A 14,558-nucleotide genomic window follows, 5' to 3' on the forward strand; every position below is an offset into this window, starting at 1 on the left:
GGAATCCCCCCACCATGAAAACGCCCCATGTCTCACACCCACGGCCCGAGGACGAAAATCTCGGGGTCGGCGCGAATATGGCTTACGGCCTGCAACATGTTTTGACCATGTATGGCGGTATCGTCGCGGTGCCTCTGATCATCGGCCAGGCGGCCGGGCTCTCGCCGGCGGACATCGGTTTGTTGATTGCTGCGTCGTTGTTTGCGGGGGGATTGGCCACGTTGCTGCAAACCCTGGGGCTGCCGTTCTTCGGCTGCCAGTTGCCGTTGGTGCAGGGCGTGTCGTTCTCCGGCGTCGCGACCATGGTGGCAATCGTCAGCAGCGGCGGGGAGGGCGGCTTTCAGTCGGTGCTCGGCGCCGTGATCGCGGCGTCGCTGATCGGCTTGCTGATCACCCCGGTGTTCTCACGCATCACCAAGTTCTTTCCGCCACTGGTCACCGGCATCGTCATCACCACCATCGGCCTGACGCTGATGCCGGTGGCGGCGCGCTGGGCGATGGGCGGCAACAGCCATGCGGAGAACTTCGGCAGCATGGAGAACATCGGCCTGGCGGCGGTGACGCTGGTGCTGGTGCTGCTGTTGAGCAAGATCGGCAGTGCGACCATTTCGCGCCTGTCGATCCTGCTGGCGATGGTGATCGGCACGGTGCTGGCGGTGTTCCTCGGCATGGCGGACTTTTCCGGCGTCAGCCAGGGGCCGATGTTCGGCTTCCCGACGCCGTTCCATTTCGGCATGCCGACGTTCCATTTCGCCGCGATCCTGTCGATGTGCATCGTGGTCATGGTGACGCTGGTGGAGACCTCGGCGGACATTCTGGCGGTCGGTGAGATCATCGACACCAAGGTCGACTCCAAGCGTCTGGGCAACGGCCTGCGGGCGGACATGCTGTCGAGCGTGCTCGCGCCGATCTTCGGCTCCTTCACCCAGAGCGCGTTCGCCCAGAACGTCGGGCTGGTGGCGGTCACCGGCATCAAGAGCCGCTACGTGGTGGCCACTGGCGGCCTGTTCCTGGTGATCCTGGGCCTGCTGCCGTTCATGGGCCGGGTGATCGCAGCGGTGCCGACCTCGGTGCTGGGCGGCGCCGGCATCGTGCTGTTCGGCACCGTGGCGGCCAGCGGCATCCGTACCTTGTCCAAGGTCGATTACCGCAACAACGTCAACCTGATCATCGTCGCCACCTCGATCGGCTTCGGCATGATCCCGATCGCTGCGCCGAACTTCTACGATCACTTCCCGAGCTGGTTCGCGACCATTTTCCATTCCGGCATCAGTTCCTCGGCGATCATGGCGATCGTGCTGAACCTGACCTTCAACCACTTCACGGTCGGCAACTCGGATCAGCAGTCGGTGTTCGCGGCGGCGGCCGAGCGGGTGCTGCGCTATCAGGACCTGGCGGCGCTGCGTGAAGGGGACTACTTCAGCGACGGCAAGCTGCATGACTGCGACGGCAATGAAGTGCCGGTGGTCGAAGCGGATCATGACCATGGGCACGGTGCCCCGAAGGCGCACAGCAAGAGCGGCGAGCACGTCTGACCGGCGCCTGAAATGAACAACGCCGCACTGTCGACAGGACAGCGCGGCGTTTTGCTTGGCGGAGCTTTTCCGTCGGCCACAAAAAAGCCCCTGAACCTTTCGATTCAGGGGCTTTGCTATTTGGCTCCACAACCTGGACTCGAACCAGGGACCCAGTGATTAACAGTCACTTGCTCTACCAACTGAGCTATTGCGGAATTGGTGCGTATCTTACTGATTTAATTGGACTAGTCAAGCATCCGCATGAAACTTTTTGGCCAAGGCGCATCAGCCGCCGAAGGTCAGGGTGCCCATCAGCAGTTTGGCGTACAACGCCGTGGCCCCCAACTGCACCAGCCACAGGGCCAGGCCGCCGAGAAACACCCCGGCCGCCACTTGCAGCACCAGGCTGCGCTCGCGCTTGCCGGAAGCACGTGGAGGATAGTAGTCGAGCTCGTCGCGGTCGGCGCGCAGGTCGTCGTTTTTCATGTCGGTTCTCGCTGGGATTCAAGAAATGCGCAGGGCTCCGAGGGAGCGGGCGATATGTGCAGTCTAGAGGGTGTGGAGGATTATTCCGCGCCAACAAAAAACGGGAAGCCCGAAGGCTTCCCGTTCTTCAGCGCAAGGCCGGATCAGATGACCTGGACAATGGCGTCCGTCACGACCTTGATGTTGTTCTGGTTCAGCGCGGCCACGCAGATGCGGCCGGTGTCCAGGGCGTAGATGCCGAACTCGTTGCGCAGGCGGTGAACCTGTTCGACGCTCAGGCCCGAGTAGGAGAACATGCCGCGCTGGCGGCCGACGAAGCTGAAGTCGTGCTGCGGCGCCTTCTGCGCCAGCAGGTCGACCATCTGGTCGCGCATGCCGCGGATGCGCAGACGCATTTCCGCCAGTTCGGCTTCCCATTGGGCGCGCAGTTCCGGGCTGTTCAGCACGGCGGCCACGATGCTTGCGCCGTGGGTCGGCGGGTTGGAGTAGTTGGTGCGGATCACGCGCTTGACCTGCGACAGCACGCGCGCGCTTTCTTCCTTGGACTCGCTGACGATCGACAGGGCACCGACGCGCTCGCCGTACAGCGAGAACGACTTGGAGAACGAGCTCGACACGAAGAAGGTCAGGCCGGACTCGGCGAACAGACGCACCGCGGCGGCGTCTTCGGCGATGCCGTCGCCGAAGCCCTGGTAGGCCATGTCGAGGAACGGAATGTGGCCCTTGGCGCGGACGGCTTCCAGGACGTTCTTCCAGTCTTGCGGGTTCAGGTCAACGCCGGTCGGGTTGTGGCAGCAGGCGTGCAGCACAATGATCGAGCCGTTCGGCAGGGCGTTGAGGTCTTCGAGCATGCCGGCACGGTTCACGTCGTGGGTGGCGGCGTCGTAGTAACGGTAGTTCTGCACCGGGAAGCCGGCGGTCTCGAACAGCGCGCGGTGGTTTTCCCAGCTCGGGTCGCTGATCGCCACGACGGCGTTCGGCAGCAGTTGCTTGAGGAAGTCGGCGCCGATCTTCAGGGCGCCGGTGCCGCCGACGGCCTGGGTGGTGACCACACGGCCGGCCGCCAGCAGCGGCGAGTCGTTGCCGAACAGCAGCTTCTGCACGGCCTGGTCGTAGGCGGCGATGCCGTCGATCGGCAGGTAGCCACGGGAAGCGTGCTGAGCGGCGCGAATGGTTTCGGCTTCGATGACGGCGCGCAGGAGTGGAATTCGCCCCTCTTCGTTGCAGTAGACACCTACACCCAGGTTGACCTTGTCGGTGCGGGTATCGGCGTTGAATGCTTCGTTGAGGCCCAGGATTGGATCGCGGGGTGCCATTTCGACAGCGGAGAACAGGCTCATTATTACGGCGGCTCTGAATGGAGTATGGAGGGACGTGTCACGCTCCAGCCGAATGCACTAGAGCGGTGCACAAACGGGGAGCTAGTATAGAGGCCATCGGCGACCCGTGGCGACAGGCGAATCGGCATTTCGCTTAAGTTTTTCCGATTATTTCTCGACCGGCAGTCGAACGGTCATGGCCGGGTCTGCGCGGGATGTAGGACGTTTGCCTTGAAACGTGAAGAATTAGCCTTCACATTGGGTACATTCTCCGTTTTTCCTTGAACGACACCGGTCGTTGACGGTCTTCCCCGTGAGGCTCCGGTTTGCCCGGAACGCCGCGCTGCCAGAGGTGTGTATGTCCGAATTCCAGCTTGTCACCCGTTTCGCGCCGGCCGGCGACCAGCCGGAGGCCATCCGCCAGATGGTCGAAGGCATCGAAGCCGGGCTCGCGCACCAGACGCTGCTCGGTGTGACCGGTTCGGGCAAGACGTTCAGCATCGCCAACGTGATCGCCCAGGTGCAGCGCCCGACGCTGGTGCTGGCGCCGAACAAGACCCTGGCCGCGCAGCTGTACGGGGAGTTCAAGTCGTTCTTCCCGAACAACGCCGTGGAGTATTTCGTTTCCTACTACGACTACTACCAGCCCGAAGCCTATGTGCCGTCGTCCGACACCTTCATCGAGAAGGACGCCTCGATCAACGACCACATCGAGCAGATGCGCCTGTCCGCCACCAAGGCGCTGCTGGAGCGCAAGGACGCGATCATCGTCACCACGGTGTCGTGCATCTACGGCCTGGGCAGCCCGGAAACCTACCTGAAGATGGTGCTGCACGTGGACCGCGGCGACAAGCTCGACCAGCGCGCGCTGGTGCGGCGCCTGGCGGACCTGCAGTACACCCGCAACGACATGGACTTCGCCCGGGCGACCTTCCGGGTGCGCGGCGACGTGATCGACATCTACCCGGCGGAATCGGACCTTGAGGCGATCCGCATCGAGCTGTTCGACGACGAGGTGGAGAGCATCAGCGCGTTCGACCCGCTGACCGGCGAAGTCATCCGCAAGCTGCCGCGCTTCACGTTCTATCCCAAGAGCCACTATGTGACGCCGCGCGAGACCCTGCTCGATGCCGTCGAGGGCATCAAGGTCGAGCTGCAGGAGCGTCTGGAATACCTGCGCAACAGCAACAAACTGGTCGAGGCCCAGCGCCTGGAGCAGCGCACCCGCTTCGACCTGGAAATGATCCTGGAGCTGGGCTACTGCAACGGCATCGAAAACTACTCGCGCTACCTGTCCGGCCGGCCCGCCGGGGCGCCGCCGCCGACCCTCTACGATTACCTGCCGGCCGACGCCTTGCTGGTGATCGACGAATCCCACGTCAGCGTGCCGCAGGTCGGGGCGATGTATAAGGGCGACCGCTCGCGCAAGGAAACCCTGGTGGAGTACGGCTTCCGCCTGCCGTCGGCGCTGGACAACAGGCCGATGCGCTTCGACGAGTGGGAAGGGGTGAGCCCGCAGACGATCTTCGTCTCCGCGACACCCGGCAACTACGAGGCCGAGCACGCCGGACGGGTGATCGAACAGGTGGTGCGGCCCACCGGCCTGGTGGATCCACAGGTCGAGGTGCGGCCGGCGCTGACCCAGGTCGATGACCTCCTCTCGGAAATCACCAAGCGGGTGGCGTTGGAGGAACGCGTGCTGGTCACCACCCTGACCAAGCGCATGGCCGAAGACCTCACCGATTACCTGGCCGACCATGGCATCCGCGTGCGCTACCTGCACTCGGACATCGACACCGTGGAGCGGGTCGAGATCATCCGCGACCTGCGCCTGGGGACGTTCGATGTGCTGGTGGGGATCAACCTGCTGCGCGAAGGGCTGGACATGCCGGAAGTGTCGCTGGTGGCGATTCTCGATGCCGACAAGGAAGGTTTCCTGCGCTCCGAGCGCTCGCTGATCCAGACCATCGGCCGGGCGGCGCGCAACCTCAACGGCCGGGCGATCCTGTACGCGGATCAGATTACCGGTTCGATGGAGCGCGCCATCGGCGAGACCGAGCGGCGCCGCGACAAGCAGATCGCGTTCAACGCGGCCAACGGCATCGTGCCCAAAGGCGTCGTCAAGGACATCACCGACATCATGGAAGGCGCCAACGTGCCCGGCTCGCGCAGCAAGAAGCGCAAGGGCATGGCCAAGGCCGCCGAGGAAAACGCCAAGTACGAGGCCGAACTGCGCTCGCCGAGCGAGATCACCAAGCGCATCCGTGCGCTGGAAGAGAAGATGTACCAGTTGGCCCGGGACCTGGAGTTCGAAGCGGCGGCGCAGATGCGCGACGAAATCGCCAAACTGCGCGAGCGCTTGCTGAACGTCTGATCCTACAGTGGCACGGCATGCATCAGTCCATTGTGGGCTACTGGCTTGCCGGCGATGAGGCCGGCACTGCCGGCATCTCTGTTGCCTGATCCACCGCCATCGCCAGCAGGCTGGCTCCCACAGGGGATTGCGGGTATCCGCTGAATCTTTGTTCACCACAAAAACCTGTGGGAGCTTGCCTGCAAGCGATGGGGCCGGCACTGCTGGCATCTCTGTTGCCTGACCCACCGCCATCGCCAGCAGGCTGGCTCCCACAGGGGATTGCGGGTATCCGCTGAATCTTTGTTCACCACAAAAACCTGTGGGAGCTGGCTTGCCAGCGATGGGGCCGGCACTGCCGGCATCCCTTTTGCCTGATCCACCGTCATCGCCAGCAGGCTGGCTCCCACAGGAATCACCGGTGTCCGCAGAATCCTTGCACACCACAAAACTTGTGGGAGCTGGCTTGCCAGCGATGGGGCCGGCACTGCTGGCACCTCTGTTGCCTGACCCACCGCCATCGCCAGCAGGCTGGCTCCCACAGGGGATTGCGGGTATCCGCTGTATCTTTGTTCACCACAAAAACCTGTGGGAGCTGGCTTGCCAGCGATGGGGCCGGCACAGACCATGTAGATTTCGGCTAGTGCGCCTCTCCGGCCTTCAGCCCCGCCGGCAGTTTCTTGGTCAGCAGGATCGCCAGCATGCTGATCCCCAACGCAATCCCGACAAAATGGAACGCATCGTTGTAGGCCATGATCAAGGCCTGTTGGTGGGCGATCTCATTCAGTTTGCCAAGCGCCGCCGTATCGCTGCCGAACCGGTCGGCCATCGACGCCAGCCGCTCGGCCACCTGCGGGTTGGTGGGCACGATGGATTCGCGCAGGTAATCGAAATAGGTCTTGGTGCGCGCATCGAGCAGGGTGGCGAGCAGGGCGATGCCGATGGCGCCGCCGAGGTTGCGCAGGATGTTGAACAGGCTCGACGCCGACCCCGCATCCTGCGGCAGGATGTAGGCCGTGGCGATCAGCGAGATGGTGACCATGATCAACGGCTGGCCGAGGGCGCGGATGATCTGGATCTGGTTGAACTGCGGCCCGGCGAAATCCGGGTTGAGCACGCCGGACGAAAAGCTCGCGAACCCGAACAGGCCGAAGCCGAGGGTGCACAGCCATTTCGGCGAGACGAACTTCATCAGCTTCGGCACCAGCGGAATCAGGAACAGCTGCGGCACGCCCATCCACATGATCACATTGCCGATCTGCAGGGCGTTGTAGTTCTGGATCTGCGCCAGGTACAGCGGCAGCAGGTAGATCGAACCGTACAGCCCGACGCCCATGCCGAGGCTGGAAATGCTCGACAGGCCGAAGTTGCGGTTGCGCAGGATGCCCAGGTTGATCAGCGGCTGGGGCTTGGAGACCTGCACGATCACGAAGGTGATCAGGCTCAGCAGGGCGATGCTGCCGAGGGTGACGATCAGGCTCGATTCCAGCCAGTCCTTGCGGTGGCCTTCCTCCAGGAACACCTGCAGGCAGCCGAGGCCGACGCCGAGGGTGAGGATGCCGGCGTAGTCGGTGCTTTTGAGCAGCTCCCAATGCGCTTCCTTCTTCTCCAGCCCGTACATCAGCCCGGCGATCATGATCAGCCCCGGCGGGATGTTGATGTAGAAGATGTACTCCCACCCCCAGTTCTCCGTGAGCCAGCCGCCCAGGCTCGGCCCGATGGACGGGGCGAACGTGGCCGTCATGGCGAACATCGCCATGCCCTTGGCGCGGTGGTGCTCGGGGAGCTTGATCAGGGTGAGGGTGAACGCCAGTGGGATCAGTGCGCCGCCGGTGAACCCTTGCATGGCACGGAACACGATCATGCTCTCCAGGCTCCAGGCCATCGAGCACAGCAGCGACGAGACCAGAAAGCCCAGCGACACCCACACCGCCAGCCGCCGCGCCGAGAGCAGTTGCACCAGCCAGGCGGTCAGCGGAATCATGATGATTTCCGCCACCAGATAGGAGGTGGAGATCCACGAGCCTTCCTCCAGGGTCGCCGACAGCGCGCCCTGGATGTCCTTGAGCGAAGAGTTGGTGATCTGGATGTCGAGCACGGCCATGAACGCGCCCAGCATCACGCTCATCACCGCGATCCAGTCCCGCCGGGTCGGTTCGCCGACCGGGCGGATCAGCGGGTCACCGGCCATTGTCCGGGGCGTCTTTGATGTTCACGGTGGCGGTGACCGACATGCCCGGCCGGATCTTGCCGCGCAGCGGATTGTCGGCCTTGAACGTCAGCTTCACCGGAATCCGCTGCACGACCTTGGTGAAGTTGCCGGTGGCGTTGTCCGGCGGCAGCAGGCTGAACTGCGCGCCGGAGGCGGCGAACAGGCTGTCGACCCGTGCCTCGATGGGCGTGTCGCTGTAGGCGTCGAACGTCAGCTCGGCCTTTTGGCCCGGCTGCATGCGGCCGATCTGGGTTTCCTTGAAGTTGGCCTGCACCCAGATGTCCTCGTCCGGCACGATCGACAGCAGGTAGGCGCCGGCCTGGACGACCTGGCCGTTGCGTGCGGCGCGCTGGCCGATCAGCCCGCTGATCGGGGCGTGGATTTCGCTGCGGGTGAGGTTCAGCTGGGCCTGGGCCAGGTCGGCCCGGGCGTTGGCGATCTGGGCGTCGAGACGCTTGACCTCCGCCGTCAGCGCGTTGACCTGCTGGCGCTGGCTCTGGGCATCTGCCTGGGCCTTGGCCACTTGCGAACGGGCGATATGGGCGTCGGCGGAGAGGGTGGTCACCCGTTCCTCGGAAATGAAGCCTGGCTTGCGCAGGGCCTGGGCGCGGTTCAGGTCGATCTGCGAGCGGCCCAAGGTGGCTTCGGTGGTGGCGACTTGCGCTTCGCTGGCGGCGATCAGGCTGGATTGCTGGGTCAGCTTGCTCTGGGCCTGCTGGCGTTCGGCTTCGCGGGTGGCGAGGGCGGCATTGGCGCGGTCCACCGCCAGACGGAAATCGTCGCCTTCGAGGCGCACCAGCAGTTGGCCCTTTTCGACGTGCTGGTTGTCCTGCACCAGGACTTCGTCGACACGCGCGCTCAACTGGCTGGAGATGCGCGTGATTTCGCCCTGCACGTAGGCGTTGTCGGTGCTCTCGTAGAAGCGCCCCTTGAAGAACCAGTGGGCGAACAGTCCGCCGGCGATCAGCAGGACCAGCAGCAGGAACAGGGACAGGCGACGCTTGAGTTGGGCAGGCATGGGGCAAACTGTAGTCGAGGAATTGTAAGGAAAATTATCAGGGGTCGAATCTGGCAGATAGCCGACAAGCGGTAAATGCCATCGGCTGATAGGCGGTCATTCAGGCGGGGCAAAAGGCGTTATAGGCGCAACCTTGGCTTAAATGCCCTGCCTGCTGGAGCGGGGCGGGTGTCGCCTGTTACCATTCGCCGCTTGATTGTTCTTTGCTTTTCATTCTTTTCGAGACATGCCATGACCACCGTCCGCACTCGCATCGCGCCATCGCCTACCGGGGATCCCCACGTCGGCACTGCCTACATCGCACTGTTCAACTACTGCTTCGCCAAGCAGCACGGCGGTGAGTTCATCCTGCGGATCGAAGACACCGACCAGTTGCGTTCGACCCGCGAGTCCGAACAGCAGATCTTCGACGCCCTGCGCTGGCTCGGCATCGACTGGAGCGAAGGCCCGGACGTCGGCGGCCCGCACGGCCCGTACCGGCAGAGCGAGCGCGGCGACATCTATAAGCAGTACTGCCAGCAACTGGTCGACATGGGCCACGCGTTCCCGTGCTTCTGCACCGCCGAGGAGCTGGACCAGATGCGCGCCGAGCAGATGGCCCGCGGCGAAACCCCGCGCTACGACGGCCGTGCGCTGCTGCTGTCCAAGGAAGAGGTCGCGCGTCGCCTGGCCGCCGGCGAGCCTCACGTGATCCGCATGAAGGTGCCGACCGAAGGCGTCTGCGTGGTGCCGGACATGCTGCGCGGCGATGTCGAGATCCCGTGGGACCGCATGGACATGCAAGTGCTGATGAAGACCGACGGCCTGCCGACGTACTTCCTGGCCAACGTGGTCGACGATCACCTGATGGGCATCACCCACGTGCTGCGCGGCGAAGAGTGGCTGCCGTCGGCGCCGAAACTGATCCTGCTGTACGAATACTTCGGTTGGGAAAAGCCGACCCTGTGCTACATGCCGCTGCTGCGCAACCCGGACAAGAGCAAGCTGTCCAAGCGCAAGAACCCGACCTCGGTGACCTTCTACGAGCGCATGGGCTTCATGCCTGAGGCGATGCTCAACTACTTGGGCCGCATGGGCTGGTCGATGCCGGACGAGCGCGAGAAGTTCTCGCTGCAGGAGATGGTCGACAACTTCGACCTGTCGCGCGTATCGCTGGGCGGGCCGATCTTCGACATCGAGAAGCTGTCGTGGCTCAACGGCCAATGGCTGCGCGACCTGCCGGTGGAAGAGTTCGCCGCGCGCATTCAGAAATGGGCATTCAATGCCGACTACATGATGAAGATCGCGCCGCACGTCCAGGGCCGCGTCGAAACCTTCAGCCAGGTCGCACCGCTGGCCGGGTTCTTCTTTGCCGGCGGCGTGAGTCCGGATGCCAAGCTGTTCGAATCCAAGAAGCTGTCGGGCGACCAGGTCCGGCAACTGATGCAACTGATCCTGTGGAAGCTGGAAAGCCTGCGTCAGTGGGAGAAGGACACCATCACCGCGACGATCCAGGCGGTGGTCGAATCCCTTGAGCTGAAGCTGCGTGACGCGATGCCGCTGATGTTCGCGGCGATCACCGGCCAGGCCAGTTCGGTGTCGGTGCTCGATGCGATGGAAATCCTCGGGCCGGACCTGACCCGCTTCCGGTTGCGCCAAGCCATTGATTTGCTGGGCGGTGTCTCGAAGAAAGAAAACAAAGAGTGGGAAAAACTGCTGGGCGCCATCGCTTAATCGCGGTTGGCGTTCGGTGGAGCCGCCGGGGGTTGCGATCTTTTGATCCTGCCCTGCGGCGGTTTCCCCCCGTATTTTCGGGGGGAGGGCGGTAAGTGATTGTTATGCCGACAAAAAATTTTAAAATTTTTGAAAAATAAGTTTGACAGGCTTCCGATACGCCCTTAAGATTCGCCCCGTCCTCAACGACGAAGCAACAACGAAGCGACATTGAGGGGCTATAGCTCAGCTGGGAGAGCGCTTGCATGGCATGCAAGAGGTCGACGGTTCGATCCCGTCTAGCTCCACCAAATTTACACTTCAAGGTCTGGCCAATTGGGCCTTGAAGCGATCAACACTCAGCGTTGATCAGATGTACAGAAGGGTTTGCGTCCCCTTCGTCTAGTGGCCTAGGACACCGCCCTTTCACGGCGGTAACAGGGGTTCGAGTCCCCTAGGGGACGCCAGTTTCACAGAAGCGATGTCGCAAGATGCCGCTCCGCCGCGAGGCGAAAAATCTGGGGCTATAGCTCAGCTGGGAGAGCGCTTGCATGGCATGCAAGAGGTCGACGGTTCGATCCCGTCTAGCTCCACCAATTTACACTTCAAGGTCTGGCCACTCCGGCCTTGAAGCGATCAGCACTCAGCACTGATCAGTTGTAGAAGGGTTTGCGTCCCCTTCGTCTAGTGGCCTAGGACACCGCCCTTTCACGGCGGTAACAGGGGTTCGAGTCCCCTAGGGGACGCCACGATTACCCGCCTTGCGGGATTTTTAAGGGTCATTCAATCATTGAATGGCCCTTTTGTTTGTCTGGCGTTTGGCCATTTCTCCTTTTTCCTTACACTGTGCTTCAGACCAGCGGTCATATCTGTGACTTGCAGAATATTATTATGAGAATAATATTCTAATCGTAATATTCGGAGGCGACGATGAACGACAAGAAAGCTCAAACCCGCGAACGCATCCTCAAGGCTGCCAGCGCCGCACTGATCCAGCGCGGCCCGGCGGAACCGAGCGTGGGTGAAGTGATGGGCGCGGCCGGCCTGACCGTCGGTGGCTTCTACGCCCACTTCGAAAGCAAGGACGCCATGATGCTCGAAGCGTTCAAGCAACTGCTGGGGCGGCGCCGTGACCTGATCGACGACATGGACGCCGAGTTGACCGGCGAAGAACGCCGCGCCCTGGTCGCCGCCTTCTATCTGTCGCGCAAGCACCGCGATTCCAGCGAGGCAGCGTGCCCGATCCCGGCCTCCATCGGCGAGTTGGGACGGTTGCCGGAGGCTTTCCGGATCGCACTGAACGAACACATGGAGTTGATGGTGGCTCAGTTGGCCTCAAGCCCTGAAGACACCGACAAGGCCTTGGCCGACATGGCCCTGATGGTCGGCGGCCTCGCGCTGGCGAGGGCCTTGGGGCCGGGGGACTTATCCGATCGATTGCTGCGCGCCGCCAAGTCGGCGGTGCGTTGACCTGAAGGCGACAGGCCTGAGGAGAGAGCGATGAACGCGTTGAAGTGGGTTCGCGGCGTTAACGGCACCTTGGGCTGGTTCGCACCGAAACTGGTGGCGAACAAAATGCGTCTGGCGTTCATGACGCCACGGGAACATCCGCCGCGGGACTGGGAATTGCCGCTGCTGGCGAAGTCCGAACGGATCACGCTGCGCTTCGGCCTGTCGGCCTTGCGCTGGGGCCAAGGCCCGACCGTGCTGCTGATGCACGGTTGGGAAGGGCGGCCGACTCAGTTCGCGTCATTGATCAACGCGCTGGTCGATGCCGGCTACACGGTGGTCGCGCTGGACGGCCCGGCCCACGGCCGTTCGCCGGGACGTGAAGCCAACGTCGTGCTGTTCGCCCGGGCCATGCTCGAAGCCGCCGCCGAACTGCCGCCGCTGCAGGCCGTCATCGGCCACTCGATGGGCGGCGCCAGCGCCATGCTCGCGGTGCAGCTGGGCTTGCGCACCGAGACGCTGGTGAGCATCGCCGCCCCGGCGCGGATCCTGGGGGTGCTGCGCGGCTTCGCCCGTTACGTCGGCATGCCGCCCAGGGCCCGCTCGGCGTTCATCCGTCAGGTCGAGCGGGACGTCGGCATGCGCGCCGCCACCCTCGATGTCGCCCACTATCAACTGGACATGCCGGGCCTGATCGTCCATGCCGAGGACGACACGTTTGTCCCGGTCAAGGAATCGCAGCTGATCCACGAAGCCTGGTTCGACAGCCGCCTGTTGCGCCTCACGGACGGCGGCCATCAGCGCGTGCTGGCCGACCCCCGGGTGATTGATGGGGTGCTATCACTGCTGGCCGGGCGCAGCCTTCAGGCGCGGCAATCGGCCTAGGCATCCGTTACACTGCCCCGGTCGAACACATCTGACCGGGAGAGGGGCATGGGCTGGGATCGGGCAACGCCGTTTACGATTGATCTGCAAGTGGGCGCCGAGGACATCGACGGGCTGGGGCACGCAAACAACGCGGTGTACGTGACCTGGCTCGAACGTTGCGCCTGGCGCCACTCGCAGCGGCTGGGGCTGGATCTGGTCGAGTACCGGCGCCTGGATCGGGCGATGGCGGTGGTGCGGCATGAGATCGACTACCTGGCCGCCGCCTACGAAGGCGACGAACTGCAATTGGCGACCTGGATCGTCGATTGGGACCAGCGCCTGAGGATGACCCGGCAGTTCCAGTTGATCCGCCCCAGCGACAACACCACGCTGCTGCGGGCCCGCACCACGTTCGCCTGCATCGAACTGTCCACCGGTCGGCCCAAGCGCATGCCGGCGGAGTTCATCGAAGGCTACGGCCCGGCGATCCAGGCGTCGGAAAGCCTGCAAAGCTGATGCTTTGCGGGAGCGAGCGTGCTCCCGCACCTGCAGAACCCTTCGATAATCCAGTAAACTGCCGCACGTTTTTCCTTGAGTGTGTTTTTCCATGCAAATTGCCCTGGCGCCGATGGAAGGGTTGGTCGACGACATCCTGCGCGATGTGTTGACCCGTGTCGGCGGTATCGACTGGTGCGTGACCGAGTTCATCCGGGTCAACGACCAACTGCTCACACCGGCCTATTTCCACAAGTTCGGCCCTGAACTGCTCAACGGCGCGCGCACCGCGGCCGGTGTGCCGCTGCGCGTCCAACTGCTGGGTTCCGACCCGGTGTGCCTGGCGGAAAACGCCGCGCTGGCCTGTGAGCTGGGCTCGGAGGTGATCGACCTCAACTTCGGCTGCCCGGCCAAGACCGTCAACAAGTCCCGGGGCGGGGCGGTGCTGCTCAAGGAGCCGGAACTGCTCAACCAGATCGTCGAGCATGTCCGCCGCGCGGTGCCGGCGCACATTCCGGTCACCGCCAAGATGCGCCTGGGCTTCGACAGCCCGGACGGTTCGCTGGTGTGCGCCACGGCGCTGGCCGAAGGCGGCGCCGAACACATCGTCGTCCACGCCCGCACCAAGACCGACGGCTACAAGCCGCCGGCCCACTGGGAGTGGATCCCCCGCGTGCAGGACGTGGTCAAGGTGCCGGTGTTCGCCAACGGCGACATCTGGAGCGTCGAGGACTGGCGCCGTTGCCGCGAAATCAGCGGCGTGGAAGACATCATGCTCGGCCGCGGCCTGGTCTCGCGCCCGGACCTGGCCAAGCAGATCGCCGCCGCCCGGGCCGGTGAAGAAGTGGTCGAGATGACCTGGGCCGAGCTGATGCCGCTGATCCGGGACTTCTGGCTGCAGGCCAAGGCGCAGATGACGCCCCGCCAGTCGCCGGGCCGGCTCAAGCAGTGGCTGGCCATGCTCACGCGCAATTACCCCGAGGCGGTGGAGCTGTTTTCCGTCCTGCGCCGCGAGACCGACGTGGACCAGGTCTCGCGCCTGCTGGGTGTGCCGGTGGCCGAGGCGGCCTGAAAAAATCTTCGCAAGTTCTCTTGAAATGCAAACGGCGGTCCCTATCTAAGGGTTACGCGATGCCGAATTCGGGTCGCG

11 protein-coding genes and 5 tRNA genes are annotated in these 14,558 nt (G+C 63.6%); 11 read left to right on the plus strand and 5 right to left on the minus strand.

All coding sequences use genetic code 11. The features are described from left to right. Positions 1–14 precede the first annotated feature (14 nt). Positions 15–1,535, plus strand: coding sequence for a nucleobase:cation symporter-2 family protein (locus tag CAG29_RS26550; RefSeq protein ID WP_085584331.1), 1,521 nt, complete (start codon positions 15–17; stop codon positions 1,533–1,535). A 121-nt stretch (positions 1,536–1,656) separates the two neighbouring features. On the opposite strand, the gene CAG29_RS26555 is transcribed toward CAG29_RS26550, so the two are convergent. The 3 genes from CAG29_RS26555 to CAG29_RS26565 all read right to left on the minus strand — a co-directional run bounded on the left by CAG29_RS26555 (position 1,657) and on the right by CAG29_RS26565 (position 3,343). Next, a tRNA-Asn gene (locus CAG29_RS26555) sits at positions 1,657–1,732 on the minus strand. Between the two features lie 70 nt (positions 1,733–1,802). Continuing rightward, positions 1,803–2,003, minus strand: a complete 201-nt coding sequence (locus tag CAG29_RS26560; protein ID WP_085584329.1) for a hypothetical protein — start codon at positions 2,001–2,003, stop codon at positions 1,803–1,805. A 143-nt stretch (positions 2,004–2,146) separates the two neighbouring features. Beyond that, on the minus strand, positions 2,147–3,343 hold the full coding sequence (locus tag CAG29_RS26565) for an amino acid aminotransferase (protein ID WP_085584327.1): 1,197 nt from the start codon (positions 3,341–3,343) through the stop codon (positions 2,147–2,149). A gap of 337 nt (positions 3,344–3,680) precedes the next feature. Between CAG29_RS26565 and uvrB the strand changes: the two genes are divergently transcribed. Next, positions 3,681–5,696: an excinuclease ABC subunit UvrB gene (gene uvrB, locus CAG29_RS26570; RefSeq protein ID WP_085584325.1), complete on the plus strand. Its 2,016-nt coding sequence runs from the start codon at positions 3,681–3,683 to the stop codon at positions 5,694–5,696. A gap of 619 nt (positions 5,697–6,315) precedes the next feature. On the opposite strand, the gene CAG29_RS26575 is transcribed toward uvrB, so the two are convergent. Then, positions 6,316–7,806 carry an MDR family MFS transporter gene (locus tag CAG29_RS26575; protein WP_170930406.1) on the minus strand — a complete coding sequence of 497 codons (1,491 nt, stop codon included), beginning with the start codon at positions 7,804–7,806 and terminating at the stop codon, positions 6,316–6,318. Between the two features lie 49 nt (positions 7,807–7,855). Next, positions 7,856–8,905, minus strand: a complete 1,050-nt coding sequence (locus CAG29_RS26580; protein ID WP_085584321.1) for an HlyD family secretion protein — start codon at positions 8,903–8,905, stop codon at positions 7,856–7,858. A 231-nt stretch (positions 8,906–9,136) separates the two neighbouring features. Here CAG29_RS26580 and gltX point away from each other — a divergent pair, with 231 nt between their 5' ends. The 9 genes from gltX to CAG29_RS26625 all read left to right on the plus strand — a co-directional run bounded on the left by gltX (position 9,137) and on the right by CAG29_RS26625 (position 14,480). Next, on the plus strand, positions 9,137–10,618 hold the full coding sequence (gene gltX / locus CAG29_RS26585; protein ID WP_085584319.1) for a glutamate--tRNA ligase: 1,482 nt from the start codon (positions 9,137–9,139) through the stop codon (positions 10,616–10,618). A 214-nt stretch (positions 10,619–10,832) separates the two neighbouring features. Continuing rightward, positions 10,833–10,908 (plus strand) — tRNA-Ala (locus CAG29_RS26590). 80 nt (positions 10,909–10,988) lie between these two features. After that, positions 10,989–11,064 (plus strand) — tRNA-Glu (locus CAG29_RS26595). Between the two features lie 53 nt (positions 11,065–11,117). Next, positions 11,118–11,193, plus strand: a tRNA-Ala gene (locus tag CAG29_RS26600). Positions 11,194–11,270: 77 nt separating this feature from the next. Continuing rightward, positions 11,271–11,346: transfer RNA gene (locus CAG29_RS26605), tRNA-Glu, on the plus strand. A 181-nt stretch (positions 11,347–11,527) separates the two neighbouring features. After that, positions 11,528–12,067, plus strand: coding sequence for a TetR/AcrR family transcriptional regulator (locus CAG29_RS26610; protein ID WP_085579529.1), 540 nt, complete (start codon positions 11,528–11,530; stop codon positions 12,065–12,067). Positions 12,068–12,097: 30 nt separating this feature from the next. Beyond that, complete coding sequence (locus CAG29_RS26615; RefSeq protein WP_085630671.1) at positions 12,098–12,931, plus strand: alpha/beta fold hydrolase; 834 nt, start codon at positions 12,098–12,100, stop codon at positions 12,929–12,931. A 48-nt stretch (positions 12,932–12,979) separates the two neighbouring features. Continuing rightward, on the plus strand, positions 12,980–13,429 hold the full coding sequence (locus CAG29_RS26620) for a thioesterase family protein (protein ID WP_085579533.1): 450 nt from the start codon (positions 12,980–12,982) through the stop codon (positions 13,427–13,429). A gap of 91 nt (positions 13,430–13,520) precedes the next feature. Next, positions 13,521–14,480: a tRNA-dihydrouridine synthase gene (locus CAG29_RS26625; protein WP_085695397.1), complete on the plus strand. Its 960-nt coding sequence runs from the start codon at positions 13,521–13,523 to the stop codon at positions 14,478–14,480. The last annotated feature ends 78 nt before the right edge of the window (positions 14,481–14,558 follow it).

The organism is Pseudomonas sp. B7(2017) (assembly GCF_002112745.1).
Taxonomy (GTDB): domain Bacteria; phylum Pseudomonadota; class Gammaproteobacteria; order Pseudomonadales; family Pseudomonadaceae; genus Aquipseudomonas; species Aquipseudomonas ekonensis.

Bases quoted from the DNA above. Each gene is read 5' to 3' on its own strand.
- CAG29_RS26550 (WP_085584331.1), top strand. From the start codon at position 15: ATGAAAACGCCCCATGTCTCACACCCACGGCCCGAGGACGAAAATCTC.
- CAG29_RS26560 (WP_085584329.1), bottom strand. From the start codon at position 2,003: ATGAAAAACGACGACCTGCGCGCCGACCGCGACGAGCTCGACTACTAT.
- CAG29_RS26565 (WP_085584327.1), bottom strand. From the start codon at position 3,343: ATGAGCCTGTTCTCCGCTGTCGAAATGGCACCCCGCGATCCAATCCTG.
- uvrB (WP_085584325.1), top strand. From the start codon at position 3,681: ATGTCCGAATTCCAGCTTGTCACCCGTTTCGCGCCGGCCGGCGACCAG.
- CAG29_RS26580 (WP_085584321.1), bottom strand. From the start codon at position 8,905: ATGCCTGCCCAACTCAAGCGTCGCCTGTCCCTGTTCCTGCTGCTGGTC.
- gltX (WP_085584319.1), top strand. From the start codon at position 9,137: ATGACCACCGTCCGCACTCGCATCGCGCCATCGCCTACCGGGGATCCC.
- CAG29_RS26610 (WP_085579529.1), top strand. From the start codon at position 11,528: ATGAACGACAAGAAAGCTCAAACCCGCGAACGCATCCTCAAGGCTGCC.
- CAG29_RS26615 (WP_085630671.1), top strand. From the start codon at position 12,098: ATGAACGCGTTGAAGTGGGTTCGCGGCGTTAACGGCACCTTGGGCTGG.
- CAG29_RS26620 (WP_085579533.1), top strand. From the start codon at position 12,980: ATGGGCTGGGATCGGGCAACGCCGTTTACGATTGATCTGCAAGTGGGC.
- CAG29_RS26625 (WP_085695397.1), top strand. From the start codon at position 13,521: ATGCAAATTGCCCTGGCGCCGATGGAAGGGTTGGTCGACGACATCCTG.